The following is a 23,571-nucleotide window of genomic DNA, read 5'->3' as shown; positions in this document are numbered from 1 at the left end:
CAAACAATTTGATTGATAAGGCACGGAATTGCAACGTAGGCCCCGTAGATTCAGCCCACCGCTTGCGAGGACTACCGGAATGAGTAACGCCCCTATCCTGCTGACCCCTGGCCCCCTGACCACCTCGGCCCGTACCCGCCAAGCGATGATGGTCGACTGGGGTTCATGGGACCGCGACTTCAACCAGCTCACCGCCAGCCTCTGCGAGCAACTGCTGGCCATCGTCAACGGTGCCGACAGCCACCATTGCGTGCCCCTGCAAGGCAGCGGCACCTTTGCCGTGGAAGCGGCCATCGGCACCCTGGTGCCCCGCGACGGCAAGGTCCTGGTACTGATCAACGGCGCCTACGGCCAGCGCCTGGCAAAGATCTGCAAGGTGCTGGGTCGCGCCTGCAGCACCTTCGAAACCGCCGAAGACCAGCCGACCACTGCCGCTGACGTCGACCGTCTGCTGAGCGCCGACAGCAGCATTACCCACGTGGCACTGATTCACTGCGAAACCAGCACCGGTATTCTCAACCCGCTGGCAGAGATTGCCGCGGTTATCGCCGGCCACGGCAAACGCCTGATCATCGATGCCATGAGCTCGTTCGGCGCCTTGCCGATCGATGCCCGCCAGGTGCCATTCGATGCCCTCATCGCCGCCTCCGGTAAATGCCTGGAAGGCGTGCCTGGCATGGGCTTCGTCTTTGCCAACAAACAGTCGCTGGCCGCCGCCGAAGGCAACTCGCCGTCGCTGTCCATGGACCTGCATGACCAGCACGTCTACATGGCCAAGACCGGCCAGTGGCGCTTCACCCCACCAACTCATGTGGTGGCGGCGCTGCACGAGGCCTTGCTGCAGTACAACGAACAAGGCGGCCTGCCGGCCCGCCACCAGCGCTATGCCAGCAACTGCAAGACCCTGCTCGACGGCATGGCCGCCATTGGCTTGCGCAGCTTCCTGCCCGCCGAGATTCAGGCGCCGATCATCGTCACCTTCCATGCCCCGAACGATCCGCGCTACCAGTTCAAGGACTTCTACGAGCGGGTCAAGGCCAAGGGTTTCATCCTCTACCCGGGCAAGTTGACCCAGGTCGAAACCTTCCGCGTCGGCTGCATCGGCTGCGTCGGCCCGGACGGCATGCAGGCCGCGGTCGATGCCGTGGCTCAGGTGCTGCGGGAAATGGAAGTGCTGGACATCTGATACCCCGAAGCCTTTTTACCCGATCAGCGCAACCACCCGCTCAAGGAACCCTGAACATGAACTACAACCCCCCGACGCAACTGCAAGCCGCGATCCTCGACTGGGCCGGCACCGTGGTCGATTTTGGCTCCTTTGCCCCAACCCAGATCTTTGTCGAGGCGTTCGCCGAGTTCGACGTCGAAGTGTCTATCGAGGAAGCCCGCGGGCCGATGGGCATGGGCAAGTGGGACCATATCCGCACCCTGTGTGACCAGCCGCTGATCGCCGAGCGCTACCGCAAGGTGTTCGGCCGCACGCCGACCGACGCGGACGTCACTGCCATCTATGAGCGCTTCATGCCACTGCAGATCGAGAAGATCGCCGTGCACTCGGCGCTGATCCCCGGCGCCCTAGACACCCTCACCGGGCTGCGCCAAGACGGTCTGAAGATCGGCTCGTGCTCGGGCTATCCGAAAGTGGTGATGGACAAGGTGGTGGCACTGGCCGCGCAGAACGGCTACGTCGCCGATCACGTGGTGGCCACCGACGAAACCCCGAACGGCCGCCCCTGGCCGGCCCAGGCCCTGGCCAACGTAATTGCCCTGGGCATCGATGATGTCGCTGCCTGCGTCAAGGTCGACGACACCGTGCCAGGCATCCTCGAAGGCCGGCGCGCCGGCATGTGGACGGTAGCGCTGGTGTGCTCGGGCAACGCCCTGGGCCTGACCTACGAAGGCTACCGCGCCCTGGCCTCGGACACCCTCGATAGCGAGCGCAAGCGCATTCATGCGTTGTTCGCAGGCTCGCGCCCGCACTACCTGATCGACACCATCAACGAACTGCCAGAGGTGATCGCTGATATCAACAAGCGCCTGGCTCGTGGGGAAATGCCGCAGGCCGTGTAAGCACGTTGCACAGCTGATTGACCCAGCAATCTAAACAGGCAGGACAAGTTACCCAACTTGACCTGCCTGTTTGCTCATGCCGCCCCGGGCAAGTGACAAAAGGTGTTAGATATAGTCGTTATTGCCGCAAATTCACGATCTTTTCACCGACTTTCCCAACCAACATTCAAACTTTTTCCCTTGAGCTTTCCACCGTACGCTCAGTGCCTACACCTCAAGGAAGAAGGTTTTAATTCATGTCTGTTGACCTCAGCTCCCCTACCCGACCAACCGATTTCACACCCATCTCAAGCAAGCTACCCGCGTGGCTGATCAGCGCCCCTGCCGCCACTCATGCTGCGCTACGCAAGGTCGACGTGCAGACATTGCCCTGGCTGGCTGATGCACGGCATACCGATGCGCAGACACTGGAACAGCTGCAAAGGGTGTATATCCGCCATCGCCGCCACGAGCAGCGGGTCCACGAGATACTTGCCGCACTTCCGGCCATCGAGTCCTATGCCGAACCCTTGTTGAAAGCCAAGCTGCAGGAGCGATTCGGCCTGGATGTCGATGTGCACAACAGTTATCTGTTCCATGCCCGGCGCGTGGTCAGCGACGGCTCTTTCCTGACGTTGTCGCAGGATCCAGCGGTCAAGGCTGGTGCCGCGATCAAAGCTGCCACCCAGTCGCTGCTGGCCTGTGCCCTGCAGAACTTCGAAGCCTGGGAAGCCGCGCCGGGCGCCATGACTGACGATCGCGGGCGGACATCGATCGCCTCGCGCATCTACTACTCCGACCCGGCACTCAACCGGCCCGGGCGCTACCCCGACGAGTCGCCGCTGAAAATCGTTCCCGAGCAGTTTGCTGCCCTGTGCCGCGAACTTGACCTGGGCGGTACCTACCAACAGTTGATACACCGCGTACTCAACCCGGAGTCCGCTGCTGGTGATGCTGCCGACGCCGCCAGCGCCAACGTGCGCGCCGACTTCAAACAGCTCGAGCAATCGACGTTCCTCCTGCATACGCACATTGCGCGGTTGAAAAAAACCATCAGCCCGCAGATGCATGGCGTATTGCTGGATATCGCTCGAAACAAACCGGCAACCCTGGACGGGATAACGATAACCCGTAACTTTCTCAAACTCTGGGATGTCGAACTCAGCGCCATCGTTGTCTTCGGTAAAGACCGCAGTGCCAGCCAGCACAGCGAAAAGGTCGTGGTCTACATTCCCGATGACCCCTACGACCCGCTCAGGGAGTACCCCTCGCTTGCGCACTTTTTCGCGTCCCTGCGTGACAGCTTTCTGAAGCCGGACTACCAGCAGTTCTTTGCCCGATTTGTACCTGCACGCCAGCGCGCGCGGTTGTTTGCTCGCCTGCACCAGGCTTTCTATCCCAAGGTCTGGAACAGTGCCGCGGGCTACTACGAAGAAAAACTCGACCGCAACGCCAGCCTGCACCTGCGCGAAGGTACCTTTTTCGGCAACCTGCTCAACGCGCTGTACCAGCAAAAAATCACCCAGCTCAAGGACGATGCCCTGTTTCACGGCGTGCCCACGGCCGCCGAGGACCACAAGTCGCTGCAAGACAAGCTGCTGTACTTTGTCCAGACTACGCTCAACGTGCTCAATATCGCCGCGTTCGTGGTGCCGGTGCTCGGCGAGGTGATGCTGGCCGTCACCGCCGTACAACTGTGCAACGAAGTCTATGAAGGCATCGAGAGCCTGGCCAGGGGCGAGAGCCAGCAAGCCTGGGGCTACCTGATGGATGTGGTCGAAAACCTGGCGATGATCGCCGCCCTGGGAGGCCTCTCGGCGGCAGGGGGCGGCGCTGCGGTACCAGCCCCTGAGCTGGTCAGGCAGATGCAGAGCGTGCAACTGGCCGATGGCAGCACGCGCCTGTGGAAACCCGACCTGCAGCCATTCGCCCAAGACGTCAGGCTACCCGCCGAGTTGCAACCCAATGCCTCCGGGCTCTACGACTACCAGGGCCGACAATGGCTGGTGCTCGAAGGCCGCACCTACGCGGTCAAGCCGCCCGCTGCCAGCGCGCCCTACCGGCTGGAACATCCGTGGCGCATGGGCGCCTACGAGCCGCCTTTGCGCCATAACCAGGCAGGCGCCTGGCTGCAGGTTACCGACCAGCCGCTTGAGTGGGAAGGCATCCGCCTGTTTCGACGGCTCGGACATGCCGGCGCCGAGTTCTCCGATGAAGTCGCCAGCACCATCATGCGCGTCAGCGAAACCCATCAGGCACAACTGCGTCACGCATTGAGCGAAGGCCTGCACCCACCCGCCCTGTTCAGCGACACGCTACACCGCTTCCGTCTGGAACATGAGCTTGACCGCTTCACCCAGCTACTGGAGGCAGGAGATCCGCACGCCGAACCGGCCCTGCAACTGCAACTGCAACTACTGGCCGAGGCGCACGGCTGGCCGAACGGCCAAGCGCTGACCGTGCTCGATGAGCAGGGTAAGGTGCTTGCGCAGTACCACAGCCAAAGTGGCAATGCGCTGCCCCGCCCCCTGCAGGTGCGGCTCGGTGGTGATGACGTTCTCGATGCACTGATGCGGCAAATGACCAAGGCAGAGCTCGAAGGACTGCTGCAACACCCGCTGGGTTCAGGCGAGCCCAACTTCACCACAGCGAAACGCCAGTTACAGCAACAACTGGCGACCCAGGCAAAAACCCACAAAACCCGACTGTTCAATGAACGCTACCAGGCACTGCAAAAAACCGACGCTGGCCCGGTGCTGCAGGTCCAGCAATCCTTCAGCGGCCTGCCCACGGTGGTGGTCGAGGAACTGCTGCGCCACGCCAGCCCGGCAGAACTTGAACAATTGCGTGTCAATGCGCGCATTCCTGTACGAATTGGCGAAGAAGCCCGTGCCTACCAGCATAAGCTGCGTCTGAATCGTGCGTATGAAGGGCTGTATCTGGACGCTGGCAGCAGTTCCGACAGCGAGCGGCTGGCGCTGCATACCCTGGGCACTCTATACGGCTGGTCCACCGACGTACGCCTGGAGGTCCGCGAGGGTTCAACCCAGGGGGCGCTACTCGACAGCATCGGCAGCAGCGAAGCGCCCATTCGCAAGATCCTGGTCAGCGATGGCACCACCTACCGCACCTACGAGGCCGACGGACGCCAATTGCATGGCCGTGACAACCTTTATGCCACAGTCCTGCACGCGCTGCCGGACGCCCAACGCAGTGCCCTGGGCTTTGCCGACGTCAGCCAGCACGCAGCGCTCAAACAGGCCGTACAGTCGCAACCGCTACTGGCCCGGCACAGCTTGAGAGCCGTGCTGAAGATGCAAGCGCTCAAGCCCGGCGCCCGCTCCCCGATGCGCCTGGCCGATGGCAGGCTTGGTTTCCCGTTGAGCGGACGCGGCAGGCTGGCGGGCTTCATCCTTGAAGAGACGCTGCTGGACAAGATCCGTCTGCTTGAATTCGAGCACGCCTTTCCCGAGCAGATCCTGCAGATGTTCTACGACGCGCAGTGGAGCCGTGCGGACATCGACCAGCGCCTGGACCAACTGCTTGAAGAGCAACAAAGCCTGCGCAATCACCTTTCCAACTGGACCGATGCCGCCAGTTCAATGCCGCCCTTGAGCGCTACGCGCATGAACAGCCGCACACGCATCGCCGAGGCGTTGTGGCGTCACTGGCGCGCCAACAACCTGCCCGAACTGAGTCAAGCCACCACCGCGTTGCAACTCGCAGACGTTTACCTGATCGACTTCCCTGCGCAATTGCCCGATTTCATCCAGCAGCGCGTGCAGGAGCTGCAACTGTGGAACGTGAACCCTGACGTTGCGCCGGGCAATCCGCTGATCGACCTGGACAACGAGCGCAACATACTGGGCCGCTTCTTCCAACACCTCCCCCAGGTAAAGTCAGTGCTTTTCGGCCAGAGCTTTGGCCAACCCAGCTATCCCTTCATCGGCCAGACGGTGCTGGAACATTACCCGCAACTGCGCGAACTGAGCCTGATCGATACCCGGTTGTACATCGGCCAGGCCGAAATCAACCTCTACCGGGGTTTCAGCCAGCTTCAACGCCTGGATCTGAGCGGCAACACCCTCAACATACTCGGCAACATCGACCTCAGCGGCTTGAACCTGCAGTACCTGGGACTGAACCGCACCAGCCTTCGCAGCTGGCCACAGTGGCTCGACAGCGCCAACCTGAATGCAATTGCCGAAGTCTCCCTGGCCGACAACCAGATCACCACGGTACCCGCCGCCGTGCTGGAAAACCCCATCGGTAGCGGGCATCACACCCGGGTTTCGTTACTGAACAACGAGCTTTCGCGGGACACCCTGATCCGCATGCGTCTGAGTGAAGGTGAAGGCAGACGCTTCAGCTTTGAACTGACCATTGCAGAGAATCTTCGCGCCATCCTGGATGTCATGACCCAGGAACGTGCGGAGCTGGATGAAGCCTTTGTGCAGTGGGCCGAAGCGTCCCACTCAGGCGCACCGCTACGCGATGAACAGATTGCCTCCAGGCGCCGCCTGGGCCGCCTGGTGCACGACTTGTGGAGCCACGAACCAACACATGGCCACGTTGGCGCCTTGCGCGTCGAGGCAATTGCCTTGAACGACTTCCCCAGGCGATTGCCGGCGTTTTTCTATCATCGCCTGCGCAGGCTGCAGCTTCTGCGCGTGGGGACCCATGCCAGTGAATTGCACCAGTTTCTCAGTGACTTTCCTTACCTGGACAGTTTGCACATCGAAGGGCATGACACCCCGCTGGGCAGCTTGAATGCGGCGGTGCCGCAATTGCGGATGCTGGAACACCTGAGCCTGATCGACCTGGGCTTGAACATCGATCAGTCGGCGCTGGCAACGCTGCAACTCATGCCAGGGCTGACTCAACTGCAACTTGACGCAAATGTTATCGGCGAGATTACCGATGCCTCTGCATTGCGCAACATCGAGCAGTTGAGCCTCAACAATGTCGGCCTGCAAACCTGGCCGCAATGGCTGGAGACGCTGCTGCCCGGTCCGATGCAACGCCTGTCGCTGGTTGCCAACCAGTTGCGCGAACTGCCCGAGCGAATTCTCGCGAACCCACGCACTGAAGAACATCACACTGAAATTTCCCTGACCGGCAACCCGTTGAGCCACGAGAGCATGCGGCGCGCACACTTGTCCGAAGGTTTCAATCGCGCCTACGACTTCTATATGGACTTGCCGCCCGATATCCGTGCCCTGGAGCGTGAACCACACTATTCAAGCGAGCCTTCCCCCTCTTCCCCTGAAGAAGCCGAATCCGGTGCGGATGTCTGGCTAAGCGGTGCCGAGGACCGCAGTGCGATACGCAGAGGTATCTGGCAACAGATCGAAGACGGCGCAGACGCCAGCGACCTGCTGGGGGTCATCAGCCATCTGCAGCACAGCGCCGACTATCGCGATGCTGGTAGCCGCAATGGCCTTACCGAACGGGTTTGGGGCGTGCTCGAGGTAGCCGCCAATGACACAGAGCTGCGCCTGGTCCTCAACGGCATGGGTGCCGAACCCTTGCAGCAGATCAGGCAGCGCGACACTTGCCCCGATGGCATACGCCTGGCGTTCAACCAGATGGAAATTCAGGTGTTCATTCGTCAATCGCTGCAGGGCGTTGCCGCCGAACAGCGGGGCAGTTCCCTGTACGCCCTCACTCGCCGTCTGTACCGGCTGGAGGCTCTGGACAATGCCGCCCGCGAACAGGCCGGTAGCCGCGACGAAGCCGAAGTGCGCCTGGCCTATCGCCTGCAATGGGCCCGTGAGCTGGACCTGCCGGTGCCGCCGAGCAACATGTTGTACCGAACGGCCGCCAACATTCGCCCCGGGGAACTGGATGCTGCGTTGAACCAGGTACGCCAGGGCGAAGGCGGCCAGGCCTTCCTCGACTTCGCCAGGGGGCGGGACTTCTGGGTGGATTACCTGCGCGAGAGCCACGCCGATCGTTTCATGGCGCTCAAGTCTGCCTACGAGGCCGAGGTACTGGAGCTGTACGACCTCTATCCGGATGACAACCCCGACCAGATTGCCGCACGCATCACCGCGCTGGAGCAACAGTTCAAGCGCAACGAAAGCAACCTGATCGAGGCGCTGACCAACCTGGCAGGGCAACAGCAACGTTGAACCTGCCTTTGCACCGGCCAGCCTTGAGTAAGGTGGCCGGTGCAATGCCTCAGTTCTGGTGGCGCGCGACCCACACGGCGAACTTGTCGATAAAGGTCTGCAGGAACGGCCGGGTCTTCTCCGACAGCTTGCCGTTGTCGTCAAACAGCGTTCCCGCCCCACCGATGTACGCTTCAGGCTGCTGCATGCACGGCACATCAAGGAACACCAGCGACTGGCGCAGGTGATGGTTGGCACCAAAGCCGCCCACCGCCCCCGGCGACACACTGATCACCGCCCCGGGCTTGCCACTCCAGGCGCTCTGGCCATAGGGCCGCGAGCCCACATCGATGGCATTTTTCAACACTCCCGGCACCGAGCGGTTGTACTCGGGGGTGACAAACAGCAGCGCATCACTGCCGCGAATCTGCTCGCGAAACGTTTTGTAGGCCTGCGGCGGATTGACGTCGATATCCTCGTTGTACAAGGCCAGCTCGCCAATTTCGACGATGTGCAGCTTGAGGCTGGATGGCGCAAGCTCGGCCAGCGCGCGGGCGACTTTGCGGTTGAGGGATTCCTTGCGCAAGCTGCCGACGACGACGGCGACTGAATACACCTGGCTCATGGCAAATTCCTGATGTGATGAACAAAGGGAGTTGTAGGTATAGATGATCCGGCACGGCCCTGAAGTTTTTTTCCATACAGGCAAAACTTACCAGGCAAAACAGTGGTCTATGCCTGACAGATACTTATTTCTTCAGAGGTTGTACGGTAAATGACAGCAGTACTGGTCGGACAGTTTCATGCACGGGACGCCGAGGGCCGCATCTATCCCGTTCATGAGTTCCAGGAAGCCACCCTGCAGGCCGACGGAAGCGCCGCATCCCTGCCCATTACCACCTACAAGCTGGCAATCGGTGACCGGGTCAACCACCTGGGTGAAGACCGTTTTGAGCTGGTCCAGAGTGGCGTGGAAATCATCCGCATTCCTTGAGCCCGCTCAGGCCTTGATGCAATCGACGGTATAGACCCGTCCCTGCGCTGTGGTTTCATGCTGCAACCCATGGACATCGGCGACAAAACCGGGAAAGCCGCTGTCGAAGGCAGCAGCAAAGGCCAGGTAGTCGATGATCGAACGGGTCGCCTCGGTAAAGCGCTCCCCCGGCATGATCAACGCAATGCCCGGCGGATAGGGCACCAGCATCACCGCAGCGATGCGCCCGAGCAACTGCTCGATCGGCACCGCCTCGACCTCCCCGCGCACCATCCGGTCATAGGCATCGGCAGGTTTCATCACCACTTCCGGCAAACGCGTGAACAGGCGCTTGAGTTGCTTGGCCGTGGCATTGCTGCGGTAGCAGGCGTGCAACTGGTCACACAGGTCGCGCAGGCCCAGGCCCTGGTAACGCACTGGATCGAGCTGGGCGACGCAAGGCAGGCATTCGAGCAGGCGGGTGTTGGCATCGTAGTTGCGCTTGAACTCAAGCAACTCGGTCAGCAATGTGCTCCATTTGCCCTTGGTGATGCCCATCGAAAACAGCACCAGGAAGGTGTAGAGCCCGGTCTTTTCCACCACCAAGCCGCGCTCCCAGAGAAACTTGCTGACCACCGCGGCCGGGATGCCATGCTCGCTCAAGGCGCCGCCGGCACTGAGCCCGGGCATCACCAGGGTGACCTTGATCGGGTCGAGCAGCACGTAATCGTCACTGACATCAGCGAAACCGTGCCAGTCGGCCTGGGGCTGCAACAGCCAGTCTTCGGTGGCGAGCCGCCGTGCACCGTCCGCCAGCGGCGGCTGCCAGATGCTGAACCACCAGTCATCAGCGGCCATGTGCTCACGCAGGTTGGCCATGGCCCGGCGAAAGCTCAGCGCCTCATCGAACATTTCCTGCAGCAAGGAGCGCCCGGCCGGGCCTTCCATCATCGCCGAAGAGACATCCAGCGAGGCGAGGATGCTGTACTGCGGCGAGGTGGAAATATGCATCATGAAGGCTTCGTTGAAGCGGTCGCGGTCCAGCTGGCGGGCGCCCCCGTCCTGCACATGGATCATCGACGCCTGGCTGAAGGCAGCCAGCAGCTTGTGGGTCGAGTGAGTGCTGAACACCAGCGGGCTGTCGGCACTGCGCGAAGTGCCCATGGCGTAACGCCCGCGGAAGAACTCGTGAAACGCCGCGTAGGCATACCAGGCCTCATCAAAATGCAACACCTCGACACTGCTGCCCAGTTCCTGCTTGATCAGCTCGGCGTTGTAGCACAAGCCGTCATAGGTGGAGTTGGTCACCACCGCCAGCTTGACCCTGGGCGGAAGGCCACGGGCCAGGGGGTTGGCGTGGATCTTGGCGGCAATCGAGGCCTGGCTGAATTCGCTCAGCGGGATCGGCCCGATGATCCCCAGCTCGTTGCGCTCCGGGCACAGGTACAAAGGGATGGCCCCGGTCATGATGATCGCGTGGACCACCGACTTGTGGCAGTTGCGGTCGACCAGCACCAGGTCATCTCGACCGACCATCGAGTGCCAGACAATCTTGTTGGCGGTGGAAGTGCCATTGATCACAAAAAAGGTATGGTCGGCACTGAAATTCTTTGCCGCCCGCGCCTCGGCGGCCGCCAGCGGCCCGGTGTGATCGAGCAGCGAGCCCAGCTCAGGGACCGACACCGACAGGTCCGAACGCAGGGTGTTCTCGCCGAAGAACTGGTGAAAGGCCTGGCCGACCGGGCTTTTGCGATAGGCCACGCCACCGCCATGGCCGGGGGTGTGCCATGAGTAGTTCGATTGCGCGGTGTGCTGCACCAGCGCCTTGAAAAAGGGCGGCAGCAAGCCATCCAGATAACTGTGCGCGGCCCGCGCCACCTGGCGGGCGAGAAACGGCACGGTGTCTTCGAACAGGTAGAGAATGCCGCGCAGCTGGTTCAGCTCGCTCATGACATCGGCAGGGGCATTCTCCAGGGTCACCTGCTCGCCCAGGGCGAAGATCGGCAGGTGCGGTGCACGCACCCGGGCCAGGCGAATCAGTTCGACCATGTTCTGTAAAAGGTGAGTGTTTTCCCCAGCGCCTTCGGCAGCAATCAGCATGCACGCCAGGCCGTGATGGGTGGCGGCGACCAGGCGGCCTTCGGCGTAATCGACGGCCGGCAGGATGGTGAAGCCGTCCTGGGCCAGCTCCTGGGCAATTGCGCGAACACGCTCGCCAGCGACCGTATCGGCCTTGATGTCGCGATGCACAATGAGGACGGGGAACTTGAGGTCCTTGTACATGGGCAGGCGCTTCCTCCGGGTGACAGCTCTGTCACCTCAGGGTAGAAGGTCGCCAGCGCCCCTGCGCGGCAAATTGCCTCAGTTTGCTTCGGACAACTGCTGCCACAGCGCCGGGCCACCGGCGGACTTGGCGATGGCTTCCAGACGCGCCATGTGCAGCTCGAGCTCCTGCTCGCTGGCGCGAATGATCCGCCCCGGCTGGCGACTGGCAGGCAGGCGGCGAATTTCGCTGCCGCGGTTGTCGTCGCCCTCCTCTTCGCCATCGGCACCGTGGCCGGCCAGCGACAGGCTGGTCTGGCCACCGGTCATGCTCAGGTAGACGTCGGCCAGCAGCTCGGAGTCGAGCAGTGCGCCGTGCAGCTCACGGCCGGAGTTGTCGACACCATAGCGTTTGCACAACGCATCGAGGCTGTTGCGCTGCCCCGGATGACGCGAGCGGGCCATCATCAGGGTGTCGAGGATAGTGCAATGCTGGGAGATGTCAGCGCGATCGTGCTGACCGAGCAAAGCGAATTCGTTGTTGATGAAGCCAACGTCGAACGCCGCGTTGTGGATGATCAGCTGGGCGCCCTGAATGAACTCGAAGAATTCATCGGCGACTTCAGCAAAGCGCGGCTTGTCGAGCAGGAAGGAGTCGGTGATGCCGTGGACGCCAATGGCGCCCTCGTCACTTTCGCGGTCCGGCTGCAGGTAGACGTGGAAATGGCGCCCGGTCAGGCGCCGGCCCATCAGCTCGACACAACCGATCTCGATGACCCGGTGGCCGTCAGTCACCGGCATACCGGTGGTTTCGGTGTCGAGGACGACCGACCTGTTGTTCTGAATCTCCACGCCGATGGTCTCCTGCCGCGTACAGTCTGGTGAAAAGCCGGCCATTCTACCTCAGCTCAAGGGCGAGTGGCGGCCGGTGTAGTCAACGCAGACCACGGACCTCGTCAACACCGCGGTTAGCCAGTTGATCGGCACGCTCGTTGCCATGATGGCCAATATGCCCGCGGACCCATTTCCAGGTCACTTTGTGCCGGCCCACCTGTTCATCGAGCAACTGCCAGAGGTCGGCGTTCTTTACCGGTTCTTTGGCGGCGGTTTTCCAGCCGCGTTTTTTCCAGTTGACCATCCACTCGGTGATGCCTTTCATCACGTACTGGGAGTCGGTGACCAGCAGCACTTCGCACTCGCGCTTGAGCGCTTCCAGGCCCTTGATCGCCGCCATCAGTTCCATGCGGTTGTTGGTGGTCTCGCGTTCGCCGCCCCACAGCTCCTTTTCGACGCCCTTGCACACCATCAGCACACCCCAGCCGCCCGGGCCGGGGTTGCCCTTGCAGGCACCATCGGTGAAGATTTCGACGCTATCGCTCATTTACAGCCTTTTTCATCAATGATCTGGCCCCGCGCCCTTGGGGCCCGGAACTCAGGGTTCGGAATGGCGCCGGTTGACCTTGGCCATCGGCAGCGGCAGCAGTTTGCCCATCGGCTCGCGGCGCTCCAGGCGCAGGGGCCGCAGGCCGACCACCATCTTGCGCGCCACCAGCAGGTAGACACCGCCACCGGCACTCTGCCAGCCACCGGCGATCCGCTCCCAGCCGGCCAGGCGCTGTTGCCAGGCGGGGGATGCGAGCGGCGGACGATAGCACCCGAAGCGGCGTTTCTCCAGCGCGAAACCCAGCAGGTTGAGCCAGTCGCCAACCCGCGACGGGGAAATGCAGCGCGCCTTGCGCAAGGCATCATGGGCGAACACCCGGCGTACGCCCCAACTGCTCCAGGGGTTGATGCCGACGATCAGCAAATGACCACCCGGGCGCACACTGCTGGCGGCCTCGCGCAGCAGGCCATGGGGCGACAGGCTGAAGTCCAGGCCATGTTGCAGCACCACGACGTCGGCGGCATGTTCGCTCAGTGGCCAGGCCTGTTCTTCACAGACGATCTCGACCCCGGGCAGCGGCGCGCCGAGGCGCACGTTACGCTGCACCTGCGGGGCCTTGGGCGGTGCTTCGGCGCAGGGGCCGTAATGCACCAGGTAACCGCCGAAGTAACGCCCCAGTTCCTCTTCGAGCAGGCGTTGCTCTTCTTTGAGCATCATTTGCCCCAACGGGCCGGCGAACCAGTCGCGGGCCAGGCTGATCAGCTCCAGCCACTGCGGATCGGCCTGGGCGAAGGCTTGATCGGTCATTGCAGTCTCCCTTGAAGGTTCTCGACAGCGCGCATAGCTACTAAGATGCACCCATGTCCACCGTTTGGCGAATCGCACCATGATACAGATCGATGCCCTGCCCGCTTTCAACGATAACTACATCTGGTTGTTGCAAGATGCTGCCAACCAGCGTTGCGCGGTGGTCGATCCAGGCGATGCCGCGCCGGTTCTGGCCTGGCTTGAGCGCCATCCCGGCTGGCAACTGAGCGACATCCTCATTACCCATCACCACCACGATCATGTCGGTGGCGTCGAGCAGCTCAAGTCGCACACCGGCGCGACCGTCTACGGCCCGGCCCACGAGCGCATCCCTGGCCGTGACCAGGCCCTGGAGGACAACGCCAGCGTGCGCGTTCTGGGCCTGGATTTCCAGGTTATCGCGGTGCCTGGACACACCCTGGGACACATTGCCTATTATTGCCCGCAAACAACCACCCCGGTGCTGTTCTGCGGCGACACCCTGTTCGCCGCCGGTTGCGGGCGCCTGTTCGAGGGCACGCCGGAGCAGATGCACCACTCCCTGCAGCGCCTGGCCGCGCTGCCCGCCGCCACCCTGGTGTATTGCACCCACGAATACACCCTGAGCAACCTGCGCTTCGCCCAGGCGGTGGAGCCTGAAAACCCGCACATTGCCCAACGCTTCGCCGACGTTACCCAGCTTAGGGCACAAGATCGCATCACGTTGCCATCAACCCTGGCCCTGGAAAAGCTCACCAACCCCTTTCTGCGGACCACCGAAACATCCGTTAAAGAAAAACTAGACGAACGGATTGACCACTTAAACCCTACGCCAAGTGCTGTTTTTGCTGGGTTGCGTGCTTGGAAAGATACGTTCTAAACAGCCGCTGCTGGTGACGGAAAGTTCTGAAAGGTTGACCGTTGGGGGGCCGCTTTCTAGAATCCCCCGACATTTTTGCCCGGAACTTCGTCCCAGCCAATGTCGTCCACTAGCCGCAGAACCTTCAATTCCGTCGCCCTGACGCGCCTGGCCCAAGCCAGTGCGCTGGCCCTGGCCGCCACCCTCGTGGGCTGCCAGAGCACCCGTCAAGTCGACGAATCCGACAGCGTTCGCGCGCACAACTACCAGGCCCGGGCCAAGCAGAAGCCGTTGATCGTACCGGTCAAGCCGGTCGTCGAGCAGGCCCCCCAGGACGTCTGGGAGCGCATGCGCCAGGGCTTCGTGCTGCAGGACGGAGTTGCGGTCAACCCGCGCATCGAACAGCAACGCCTGTGGTTCGCCAGTAATCCTTCGTTCCTCGAAACCGCCGGCGACCGTGGCAGCCTGTACATCCACTACATCGTCGAACGCCTCGAAGAGCGCAACATGCCGCTGGAGCTGGCGCTGCTGCCGGCGATCGAGAGCGCCTACAACCCCATGGCCTACTCCCGGGCCCATGCGGTGGGGCTGTGGCAGTTCATCCCGTCCACCGGGCGCTACTTCAACCTGCGCCAGACCCGCTTCTACGATGGCCGTCGCGATATCACCGCCTCGACCAACGCCGCGCTGGACTACCTGACCCGCCTGCACGACATGTTCAACGGCGACTGGCTGCTGGCCCTGGCCGCCTACAACGCCGGCGAAGGCACGGTCAGCCGCGCCATCGAGCGCAACGAGAAGCTCGGCCTGCCAACCGACTACTGGAACCTGCCGCTGCCGCAGGAAACCCGCGACTACGTGCCCAAGCTGCTGGCCCTGTCGCAGGTGGTGATGACGCCGCAAGCCTATGGCGTCAACCTCAACCCGATTGCCAACGAGCCCTACTTCGAAGCCGTGGCGATCAAGGACCGCCTCGACCTGTCACGGGTCGCAGCCCTGGCCGAGATCGACGAAGACGAACTGTTCCAGCTCAACCCGGCCTTCAAGAAGCGCATGACCGTCGACGGCCCGCAGCAACTGCTGGTGCCGACCGCCAAGGCGCAACTGCTGACCGCTTCGCTGTCGAACATGAAGCCTGAAGAACTGCTGACCCTGCAGCCGAAAAAGGCCGTGTTCGAAGCTGCCATGGCCGAAGCCGCGCCGCGCACCACCACAACCCGTAACAGCCGTTACCGGGTCAAGCGTGGCGACAACCTGGCCAGCATCGCCAAGGCCAACAAGGTCAGCGTCAAGGACTTGCAGCGCTGGAACAAGCTTTCCGGCAAGAACCTCAAGGCCGGCCAGACCCTGGTGATGCAGAACGCCCAGCCGGTTGGCGCCAAGAACCAGAAGAAATCCACCCAGTACAAGGTGCGCAAAGGCGACTCGCTGTACCTGGTGGCCAAGCGCTTCAACGTCGAGATGCAGCATCTCAAGCGCTGGAACCCACGCAGCGGCCACGCCCTCAAGCCAGGCCAGACCCTGACCGTCTACCTCAACCATTGAGGTCCGTGCTCCGGTCACTGACCGGAGCCACCTGCCCCGCCCCACGCGGCACTCTTTTTCCAGTCGATACAAGCTGTTACTGTAGCTGGAATAAAGCCCAAGCCGCCTGGATCGGATCTCGACTTGATACGTCCCCTCCTGTTGCTGTCACTCAGCCTGGCCTTGAGCTTTCCCGCGGGCGCAACAATCAGCGAAAGCCACGGTTACGCCCAGTTCGGCACGCTCAAGTATCCAGCCAAATTCACCCACTTCGACTGGGTCAATCCGCAAGCGCCCAAGGGCGGCACCTTGCGCGCCATGGCATTTGGCACCTTCGACACCCTCAACCCCTACACCTTCAAGGGCTCAAGCCCGGTCACCACGCCGAACTTCTTGCAGTACGGGGTGAGCGAGCTGAACGAAACCCTGATGGTCGGCACCGGCCAGTACGACCCCTCCGGTGATGAGCCTACTTCAAGCTATGGCCTGATCGCAGGCTCGGTCGAGTACAGCGAAGACCGCAGCTGGGTGGTGTTCAACCTGCGCCCCGAAGCGCGCTTTCACGATGGCAAGCCGATTACCGCCAGCGACGTGGCGTTCTCCTATCGCACCCTGCTCAAGGAAGGCCATCCGATCTACCGGACCAACCTGCAGGAAGTCAAACGCGTCGATATCCTCAACCCGCGACGCATCCGCTTTGTCTTCAAGCGCGCCGGCAACCCGCTGCTGATCCTGCGCCTGGGCGAGATGCCGGTGCTGCCGGCACACTACTGGAAAGGCCGCGACTTCAAGGCCACCACCTTCGAGCCGCCTTTGGGCAGTGGCCCCTACCGCATCACCCAGGTTCAGCCCGGGCGACGCCTGGTGTTCGAGCGGGTGAAGAACTACTGGGGCAAGGACCTGGCGGTGAACCGCGGCAAGTACAACGTCGACCGCGTCGAGTACGAGTTCTATCGCGACAGCGCAGTGGCCTTCGAAGCCTTCAAGGCCGGTGAGTTCGACATCTACATCGAGCACCAGGCGAAGAACTGGGCCAACGGCTACAACTTCCCGGCGGTGCGCCGCGGCGATGTGATCAAGGCACAGATCCCGCACAAGATCCCAACCCAGACCCAGGGCCTGTTCATGAACAGTCGCCGGGCGACCTTCAGCGATGCGCGGGTTCGCCAGGCACTGGGGCTGATGCTCGACTTCGAGTGGACCAACCGCGCCCTGTTCAGCAGCGCCTACCAGCGCGCCACCAGTTACTACCCCAACAGCGAATTCGCCGCCAGCGGCCTGCCGGTGGGCAAGGAATGGCTGCTGCTGGCGCCCTACCGCAAACAACTGCCGGCGGCGCTGTTCACCGAGCCCTATTCGGTGAGCCACACCGACGGCCGAGGGATCAACCGCCAGACCTTGCGCCAAGCCCTCGAGCTGCTTGGCCAGGCCGGCTGGAAGCTCAATGGCCAACGCCTGCTCAACAGCGCCGGGCAACCCTTGAAGCTGGAACTGTTGCTGGTCAATCCGAACCTTGAACGGATCCTGCAACCTTATGTCGAAAATCTCGCCAGCATTGGCATCGAAGCACGCTTGCGCACGGTAGACCGGGCCCAGTACAAACAACGCCTGGACCAGTTCGACTTCGACATGATTCTGATGACCCTGAACCAGACCCTGAGCCCGGGCCTTGAACAATGGCTGTACTTTCACTCAAGCCAGGCCTCGACCAAGGGCAGCAAGAACTATGCTGGCGTGAAAGACCCGGTGGTCGATCACCTGCTCGACACCCTGCTGGCCGCCCAGAGCCGTGAAGACCAAGTGGCCGCCGCCCGCGCCCTGGACCGGGTGCTGCTGTGGCAGTACTACATGATTCCCAACTGGTATCTCGACAACCACCGCCTGGCCTACCGCAATCGCTTTGCCTTTGTGGCCACGCCGCCCTATACCCTGGGGCTCAACAGCTGGTGGATCAAGCCTTCGGAGAAAGCCCAATGATGCCAATGTCCCGCCTGCGCCTGAAGGCCTGCGCACTGCTGCTGGCCTGCCTCGGTGGCCAGGCACTGGCTGCACCGCAACACGCCCTGACCCTTTACGATGAAGCGCCGAAATACCCGGCAGGCTTCAAGCACTTCGACTACGTCAACCCCGACGCGCCCAAGGGCGGCACCTTCCGCCAGGCCGGCTTCGGCGGCTTCGACAGCCTCAACCCGTTCATCAACAAGGGTGTTTCCGCCGACGACATCGGCCTGATCTACGACACTCTGATGACCCAAAGCCTGGATGAGCCCTTCACCGAGTACGGCCTGGTCGCCGGCAAGATCGAGAAAGCTCCGGACAACAGCTGGGTACGCTTCTACCTGCGCCCCGAAGCACGTTTTCATGACGGCCAGCCGATGCAGGCTGAAGACGTGGTGTTCACCTTCAACACCCTGATCAAGCACGGCGCACCGCTGTACCGCGGTTACTACGCCGACGTCGCCGAAGTGATCGCCGAAGATCCGCAGCGGGTATTGTTCAAGTTCAAGCACAGCAACAACCGCGAGCTGCCGCTGATCCTCGGCCAGTTGCCGGTGTTGCCCAAGCACTTCTGGGAAAACCGTGAGTTCACCAAGGGCAACCTCGAAGTTCCCCTGGGCAGCGGCCCGTACAAGGTCGCCGAGGTCAAGCCGGGGCGTTCGATTCGCTACGAGCGGGTCAAGGACTACTGGGGCAAGGACCTGGCGGTCAATCGCGGCTTTTACAACTTCGACGAGATGACCACCGACTATTACCGCGACAGCGCCGTCACCCTCGAAGCGCTCAAGGCCGGCCAGTTCGACTACCGCCTGGAAACCGCCGCCAAGAGCTGGGCCACCGCCTACGACGTGCCAGCCGTACGGCAGAAACGCCTGATCCTCGAAGAGCTGCCCAACGGTAACCCGACCGGCATGCAGGGCTTCGTCTACAACATCCGCCGCCCGCTGTTCCAGGATGTGCGGGTACGTGAAGCGCTGAGCCTGCTGCTGGACTTCGAATGGACCAACAAGCAGCTGTTCAACGGTGCCTACACCCGCACCCGCAGCTACTTCGAGAACTCCGACATGGCCGCCACCGGCCTGCCCGACGCCGCCGAACTGAAAATTCTCGAACCGCTGCGCGGCAAGATCCCCGACCAGGTGTTCACCCAGCCCTTCGCCAACCCGGTCACCGATGGCAGCGGCATGATCCGCGAACAGCAGCGCAAAGCCTACAAGCTGCTGCAGGACGCCGGCTGGCGCATCGTCGACGACAAGATGGTCGACGCTCAGGGCAAGCCAGTGTCGATCGAGTTTCTCCTGGCCCAGACCGAGTTCGAACGCATCCTGCTGCCGTTCAAGCGCAACCTCGCCGACCTGGGCATCGACCTGGTGATTCGCCGGGTCGATGTTTCGCAGTACATCAACCGCCTGCGCTCGCGGGACTTCGACATGATCGTCGGCGGCTACCCGCAGTCCAACTCGCCGGGCAACGAGCAACGCGAGTTCTGGCAGAGTGCTGCTGCCGACAACCCCGGCAGCCGCAACTTCATCGGCCTTAAAGACCCGGCCATCGACACCCTGGTCGAGCAGTTGATCAATGCCGACTCGCGGCAAAGCCTGATCGAGCATTCGCGCGCCCTCGACCGGGTGCTGCAATGGGGCTTCTACGTGATCCCCAACTGGCACATCAAGACCTGGCGCGTGGCCTACTGGAACCACATCGGCCACCCCAAGGTGTCGCCCAAATACGACATCGGCATCAACACCTGGTGGATCAAGCCGGATGTCGAGCCGGTGGTACCGCTGAACCCGGCGCCCGAGGCGCAAGCGGCCGAAGGGGCGAAATAGCATGCTGGCCTATATCTTTCGCCGTTTGCTGCTGATCATCCCGACCCTGCTGGGCATCCTGATCATCAACTTCATCATCATCCAGGCCGCCCCAGGCGGCCCGGTCGAGCAGATGATTGCCAAGCTTGAAGGCTTCGAGGGCGCCACCAGCCGGATTGCCGGAGGGGGTGCCGAAGTCTCGGTGGCCGGTTCCAACTACCGCGGCGCCCAGGGCCTGGACCCTGCCCTGATCAAGGAAATCGAGCAGATGTACGGCTTCGACAAATCGGCGCCGGAACGCTTGTGGATCATGATCAAGAACTACGCCCACCTGGATTTTGGCGACAGCTTCTTCCGTGATGCGAAGGTCATCGACCTGATCGTCGAGAAGATGCCGGTGTCGATCTCCCTGGGGCTGTGGAGCACGCTGATCATGTACCTGGTGTCGATCCCCCTGGGCATCGCCAAGGCCACCCGCCACGGCAGCCACTTCGACGTCTGGACCAGCTCGGCGATCATCATCGGCTACGCCATTCCGGCGTTCCTGTTCGCCATCCTGCTGATCGTGCTTTTTGCTGGCGGCAGCTACCTGGACTGGTTCCCGCTGCGCGGCCTGACTTCGAACAATTTCGACGAGCTGAGCACCGCCGGCAAGCTGCTCGATTACTTCTGGCACCTGGTGCTGCCGGTCACCGCCCTGGTGATCGGCAACTTCGCGACCATGACCCTGCTGACCAAGAACAGCTTCCTCGACGAGATCAACAAGCAGTACGTGGTCACCGCCAAGGCCAAGGGCCTGAGCCCTAACCGCGTGCTCTACGGCCATGTGTTTCGCAACGCCATGCTGCTGGTGATCGCCGGTTTCCCGTCGGCGTTCATCGGTATCTTCTTCACCGGCTCCCTGCTGATCGAGGTGATCTTCTCCCTCGATGGCCTGGGCCTGATGAGTTTCGAGGCGGCGATCAACCGCGACTACCCGGTGGTCTTCGGCACCCTGTTCATCTTCACCCTGCTCGGGCTGGTGGTGAAGCTGATTGGCGACCTGACCTACACCCTGGTCGACCCACGTATCGACTTCGACAGCCGGGAGCACTGAGATGAACCTGTCACCTCTGAATCGCCGGCGCTTCGAGCGCTTCAAGGCCAACCGCCGCGGCTGGTGGTCGCTGTGGCTGTTCCTGATCCTGTTCGGCCTGAGCCTGGGCGCCGAGCTGATCGCCAATGACAAGCCACTGGCCGTGCGCTACGACGGCCAATGGTATTTCCCGGCGCTCAAGCGCTACCCGGAAACCACCTTCGGCGGCGAGTTCCCGCTGGAAGCCAACTACAAGAGCCCGTACATCCGCGAACTGCTCGCCGCCAAGGACAGCTTCGTGCTGTGGGCGCCGATCCCGTTCAGCTACCAGAGCATCAACTACGACCTCAAGGTCCCGGCCCCCGCCCCGCCGTCGGCGCAGAACTGGCTGGGCACCGACGACCAGGGCCGCGACGTGCTGGCGCGGGTCATCTATGGTTTCCGTATCTCGGTGTTGTTTGCCCTGACCCTGACCATCCTCAGCTCGATCATCGGCGTGATCGCCGGTGCCCTGCAGGGTTTTTACGGCGGCTGGGTGGACCTGGCCGGGCAACGCTTCCTGGAAATCTGGTCGGGGCTGCCGGTGCTGTACCTGCTGATCATCCTCGCAAGCTTCGTGCAACCGAACTTCTGGTGGCTGCTGGGGATCATGCTGCTGTTCTCGTGGATGAGCCTGGTGGATGTGGTGCGCGCCGAGTTCCTGCGCGGGCGCAACCTTGAGTACGTGCGCGCGGCACGGGCGCTGGGCATGCAGAACGGCGCGATCATGTACCGGCATATCCTGCCCAACGCGATGATTTCGACCATGACCTTCATGCCGTTCATTCTCACCGGCGCCATCGGCACCCTGACCGCCCTGGACTTCCTCGGCTTCGGCCTGCCGCCCGGCGCGCCGTCGCTGGGCGAACTGGTGGCCCAGGGCAAGTCCAATCTGCAAGCGCCCTGGCTGGGCATGAGCGCCTTCGCGGTGCTGGCCTTGATGCTCAGCCTGCTGGTGTTCATCGGCGAGTCCGCCCGCGATGCCTTCGACCCGAGGAAATGAGATGAGCAAGCAAACCTTGATCGAAGTCCGTGACCTGGCCGTCGAGTTCGTCACCGGCGATCAATCCCAGCGGGTGGTCGAAGGTGTCAGCTTCGACATCCGCCGCGGCGAAACCCTGGCCCTGGTCGGTGAAAGCGGTTCGGGCAAGTCGGTGACGGCGCACTCGATCCTGCGCCTGCTGCCCTACCCGCTGGCCCGCCACCCGAGCGGCAGCATCCTGTTCGAAGGGCAAGACCTGCTGACCCTCGACGAGAAAAAGATGCGGCGCATACGCGGCAACCGCGTGGCGATGATTTTCCAGGAGCCGATGACCTCGCTCAACCCGCTGCACAACATCGAAAAGCAGATCAACGAGATCCTCCTGCTGCACAAGGGCCTGCGCGGCAAGGCGGCCACCGAGCGCACCCTGGAGCTGTTGGCGATGGTCGGCATACCCGAGCCGCACAAACGCCTCAAAGCGCTGCCACACGAGCTCTCAGGCGGCCAGAGGCAGCGTGTGATGATTGCCATGGCCCTGGCCAACGAGCCTGACCTGCTGATCGCCGACGAACCGACCACGGCGCTGGACGTCACCGTGCAGTTGAAGATCCTCGAGTTGCTCAAGTCCCTGCAGGCACGCCTGGGCATGGCGCTGCTGCTGATCAGCCACGACCTCAACCTGGTCAAGCGCATTGCCCACCGGGTCTGCGTGATGCAAAAGGGCCAGATCGTCGAGCAAGCCGACTGTGATGCACTGTTCCGCCACCCCAAGCATCCCTACACGCAGATGCTCCTCGGTGCCGAGCCCAGCGGCGGCCCGGCCGGCAACCCGCCCGGCGCGCCGATGCTGCAGGTCGAGAACCTGCGCGTGTGGTTCCCGATCAAGAAGGGTCTGTTGCGACGCACCGTCGATTACGTCAAGGCGGTGGACGGCATCAACTTCGACCTGCCCCAGGGCCAGACCCTGGGCATTGTCGGCGAAAGCGGTTCGGGCAAGTCGACCCTGGGGCTGGCGATCCTGCGCCTGGTGGGCAGCCAGGGCAGCATCCGCTTTCAGGGCACGAGCCTTGAGCAGCTGACCCAGCAGCAGGTACGCCCGCTGCGCCGGCAGATGCAGGTGGTTTTCCAGGACCCGTTCGGCAGCCTCAGCCCGCGCATGTGCGTCAGCGACATCGTCGGTGAAGGCCTGCGCATCCACCGCATGGGCAGCGCCGCCGAGCAGGAGCAGGCAATCATTGCCGCCCTGCAAGAGGTCGGCCTTGATCCGCAGGCGCGGCACCGTTACCCGCACGAGTTCTCTGGCGGCCAACGCCAGCGCATCGCCATTGCCCGGGCACTGGTGCTCAAACCGGCACTTATCCTGCTCGATGAGCCGACCTCGGCCCTGGACCGCACCGTGCAGCGCCAGGTGGTCGAGCTGTTGCGCTCATTGCAGAGCAAGTACAACCTCACCTACCTGTTCATCAGCCACGACCTGGCGGTGGTCAAGGCGCTCAGCCACCAGTTGATGGTGGTCAAGCAAGGCCAGGTGGTGGAGCAAGGGGTGGCGGCGGACATCTTTGCCGACCCGCAGCATGCGTATACCCGGCAGTTGCTGGAGGCGGCGTTTCTGGTGCCAGCTGCCGTTCAGTAGCCTCTTCGCGGGGCAAGCCTGCTCCTACAAACCGGCGGTAGCGGCGGTGCGGCGACCCGACTTGCCCCGCGATGAAAACAGAAAAG

General features: G+C 62.5%; 16 protein-coding genes. 11 read left to right on the top strand and 5 right to left on the bottom strand.

All coding sequences use genetic code 11. The features are described from left to right. The first annotated feature begins 79 nt into the window (after positions 1-79). The 3 genes from LOY22_RS08980 (at position 80) to LOY22_RS08970 (ending at position 8,183) form a co-directional block, all read left to right on the top strand. Positions 80-1,186: a 2-aminoethylphosphonate--pyruvate transaminase gene (locus LOY22_RS08980; protein ID WP_258597132.1), complete on the top strand. Its 1,107-nt coding sequence runs from the start codon at positions 80-82 to the stop codon at positions 1,184-1,186. Positions 1,187-1,242: 56 nt separating this feature from the next. Further along, a complete protein-coding gene (phnX, locus tag LOY22_RS08975; protein WP_258597130.1) occupies positions 1,243-2,070 on the top strand; it encodes a phosphonoacetaldehyde hydrolase in 828 nt (275 codons plus the stop codon). 236 nt (positions 2,071-2,306) lie between these two features. Next, on the top strand, positions 2,307-8,183 hold the full coding sequence (locus tag LOY22_RS08970; protein ID WP_258597128.1) for an NEL-type E3 ubiquitin ligase domain-containing protein: 5,877 nt from the start codon (positions 2,307-2,309) through the stop codon (positions 8,181-8,183). A 49-nt stretch (positions 8,184-8,232) separates the two neighbouring features. Here LOY22_RS08970 and LOY22_RS08965 read toward each other — a convergent pair whose 3' ends face one another. Next, positions 8,233-8,787 carry an NADPH-dependent FMN reductase gene (locus LOY22_RS08965; protein ID WP_093385206.1) on the bottom strand — a complete coding sequence of 185 codons (555 nt, stop codon included), beginning with the start codon at positions 8,785-8,787 and terminating at the stop codon, positions 8,233-8,235. 150 nt (positions 8,788-8,937) lie between these two features. Between LOY22_RS08965 and LOY22_RS08960 the strand changes: the two genes are divergently transcribed. Next, the gene (locus LOY22_RS08960) at positions 8,938-9,156 is read left to right on the top strand and encodes a hypothetical protein (RefSeq protein ID WP_038996154.1); all 219 of its coding nucleotides are present in this window, start codon (positions 8,938-8,940) and stop codon (positions 9,154-9,156) included. A gap of 6 nt (positions 9,157-9,162) precedes the next feature. Here LOY22_RS08960 and LOY22_RS08955 read toward each other — a convergent pair whose 3' ends face one another. From LOY22_RS08955 to LOY22_RS08940, 4 genes are all read right to left on the bottom strand, one after another. Continuing rightward, positions 9,163-11,418, bottom strand: coding sequence for an Orn/Lys/Arg decarboxylase N-terminal domain-containing protein (locus LOY22_RS08955; protein WP_258597125.1), 2,256 nt, complete (start codon positions 11,416-11,418; stop codon positions 9,163-9,165). Between the two features lie 78 nt (positions 11,419-11,496). Next, positions 11,497-12,294 carry a DNA polymerase III subunit epsilon gene (dnaQ, locus tag LOY22_RS08950; protein ID WP_082075525.1) on the bottom strand — a complete coding sequence of 266 codons (798 nt, stop codon included), beginning with the start codon at positions 12,292-12,294 and terminating at the stop codon, positions 11,497-11,499. A gap of 37 nt (positions 12,295-12,331) precedes the next feature. Then, the gene (rnhA, locus tag LOY22_RS08945; protein WP_045202106.1) at positions 12,332-12,778 is read right to left on the bottom strand and encodes a ribonuclease HI; all 447 of its coding nucleotides are present in this window, start codon (positions 12,776-12,778) and stop codon (positions 12,332-12,334) included. Between the two features lie 51 nt (positions 12,779-12,829). Continuing rightward, positions 12,830-13,588, bottom strand: a complete 759-nt coding sequence (locus LOY22_RS08940; protein ID WP_045202108.1) for a class I SAM-dependent methyltransferase — start codon at positions 13,586-13,588, stop codon at positions 12,830-12,832. Positions 13,589-13,667: 79 nt separating this feature from the next. On the opposite strand from LOY22_RS08940, the gene gloB reads away from it, so the two are divergent. From gloB to LOY22_RS08905, 7 genes are all read left to right on the top strand, one after another. Then, positions 13,668-14,447, top strand: a complete 780-nt coding sequence (gloB, locus tag LOY22_RS08935; RefSeq protein ID WP_045202110.1) for a hydroxyacylglutathione hydrolase — start codon at positions 13,668-13,670, stop codon at positions 14,445-14,447. Between the two features lie 99 nt (positions 14,448-14,546). Next, complete coding sequence (locus LOY22_RS08930) at positions 14,547-15,971, top strand: LysM peptidoglycan-binding domain-containing protein (protein WP_093385225.1); 1,425 nt, start codon at positions 14,547-14,549, stop codon at positions 15,969-15,971. Positions 15,972-16,097: 126 nt separating this feature from the next. Beyond that, positions 16,098-17,927: an extracellular solute-binding protein gene (locus LOY22_RS08925; RefSeq protein ID WP_195885971.1), complete on the top strand. Its 1,830-nt coding sequence runs from the start codon at positions 16,098-16,100 to the stop codon at positions 17,925-17,927. Next, positions 17,924-19,777 (top strand): extracellular solute-binding protein, encoded by a 1,854-nt coding sequence (locus LOY22_RS08920; protein ID WP_093385230.1) that lies wholly within the window; start codon positions 17,924-17,926, stop codon positions 19,775-19,777. Before LOY22_RS08925 ends, LOY22_RS08920 begins: the two co-directional genes overlap by 4 nt. Before the next feature lies 1 nt (position 19,778). Then, on the top strand, positions 19,779-20,852 hold the full coding sequence (locus LOY22_RS08915) for a microcin C ABC transporter permease YejB (protein ID WP_045202116.1): 1,074 nt from the start codon (positions 19,779-19,781) through the stop codon (positions 20,850-20,852). A gap of 1 nt (position 20,853) precedes the next feature. Continuing rightward, complete coding sequence (locus tag LOY22_RS08910; RefSeq protein WP_045202118.1) at positions 20,854-21,873, top strand: ABC transporter permease; 1,020 nt, start codon at positions 20,854-20,856, stop codon at positions 21,871-21,873. Position 21,874: 1 nt separating this feature from the next. Continuing rightward, positions 21,875-23,485 carry an ABC transporter ATP-binding protein gene (locus LOY22_RS08905; RefSeq protein WP_258597124.1) on the top strand — a complete coding sequence of 537 codons (1,611 nt, stop codon included), beginning with the start codon at positions 21,875-21,877 and terminating at the stop codon, positions 23,483-23,485. Positions 23,486-23,571: the final 86 nt, after the last annotated feature.

Origin of the sequence: Pseudomonas sp. B21-035 (assembly GCF_024748945.1) — a bacterium.
Taxonomy (GTDB): Bacteria; Pseudomonadota; Gammaproteobacteria; order Pseudomonadales; family Pseudomonadaceae; genus Aquipseudomonas.
This window is presented reverse-complemented; position numbering and strand designations above follow the sequence as displayed.

What these genes read in the sequence shown, in the direction of transcription:
- LOY22_RS08960 (WP_038996154.1), top strand. Translation starts at nt 8,938, where the DNA reads ATGACAGCAGTACTGGTCGGACAGTTTCATGCACGGGACGCCGAGGGC.
- dnaQ (WP_082075525.1), bottom strand. Translation starts at nt 12,294, where the DNA reads ATGGCCGGCTTTTCACCAGACTGTACGCGGCAGGAGACCATCGGCGTG.
- LOY22_RS08905 (WP_258597124.1), top strand. Translation starts at nt 21,875, where the DNA reads ATGAGCAAGCAAACCTTGATCGAAGTCCGTGACCTGGCCGTCGAGTTC.
- gloB (WP_045202110.1), top strand. Translation starts at nt 13,668, where the DNA reads ATGATACAGATCGATGCCCTGCCCGCTTTCAACGATAACTACATCTGG.
- LOY22_RS08915 (WP_045202116.1), top strand. Translation starts at nt 19,779, where the DNA reads ATGCTGGCCTATATCTTTCGCCGTTTGCTGCTGATCATCCCGACCCTG.
- LOY22_RS08955 (WP_258597125.1), bottom strand. Translation starts at nt 11,418, where the DNA reads ATGTACAAGGACCTCAAGTTCCCCGTCCTCATTGTGCATCGCGACATC.
- rnhA (WP_045202106.1), bottom strand. Translation starts at nt 12,778, where the DNA reads ATGAGCGATAGCGTCGAAATCTTCACCGATGGTGCCTGCAAGGGCAAC.
- LOY22_RS08970 (WP_258597128.1), top strand. Translation starts at nt 2,307, where the DNA reads ATGTCTGTTGACCTCAGCTCCCCTACCCGACCAACCGATTTCACACCC.
- LOY22_RS08910 (WP_045202118.1), top strand. Translation starts at nt 20,854, where the DNA reads ATGAACCTGTCACCTCTGAATCGCCGGCGCTTCGAGCGCTTCAAGGCC.
- LOY22_RS08920 (WP_093385230.1), top strand. Translation starts at nt 17,924, where the DNA reads ATGATGCCAATGTCCCGCCTGCGCCTGAAGGCCTGCGCACTGCTGCTG.
- LOY22_RS08980 (WP_258597132.1), top strand. Translation starts at nt 80, where the DNA reads ATGAGTAACGCCCCTATCCTGCTGACCCCTGGCCCCCTGACCACCTCG.
- LOY22_RS08965 (WP_093385206.1), bottom strand. Translation starts at nt 8,787, where the DNA reads ATGAGCCAGGTGTATTCAGTCGCCGTCGTCGTCGGCAGCTTGCGCAAG.
- LOY22_RS08940 (WP_045202108.1), bottom strand. Translation starts at nt 13,588, where the DNA reads ATGACCGATCAAGCCTTCGCCCAGGCCGATCCGCAGTGGCTGGAGCTG.
- phnX (WP_258597130.1), top strand. Translation starts at nt 1,243, where the DNA reads ATGAACTACAACCCCCCGACGCAACTGCAAGCCGCGATCCTCGACTGG.
- LOY22_RS08930 (WP_093385225.1), top strand. Translation starts at nt 14,547, where the DNA reads ATGTCGTCCACTAGCCGCAGAACCTTCAATTCCGTCGCCCTGACGCGC.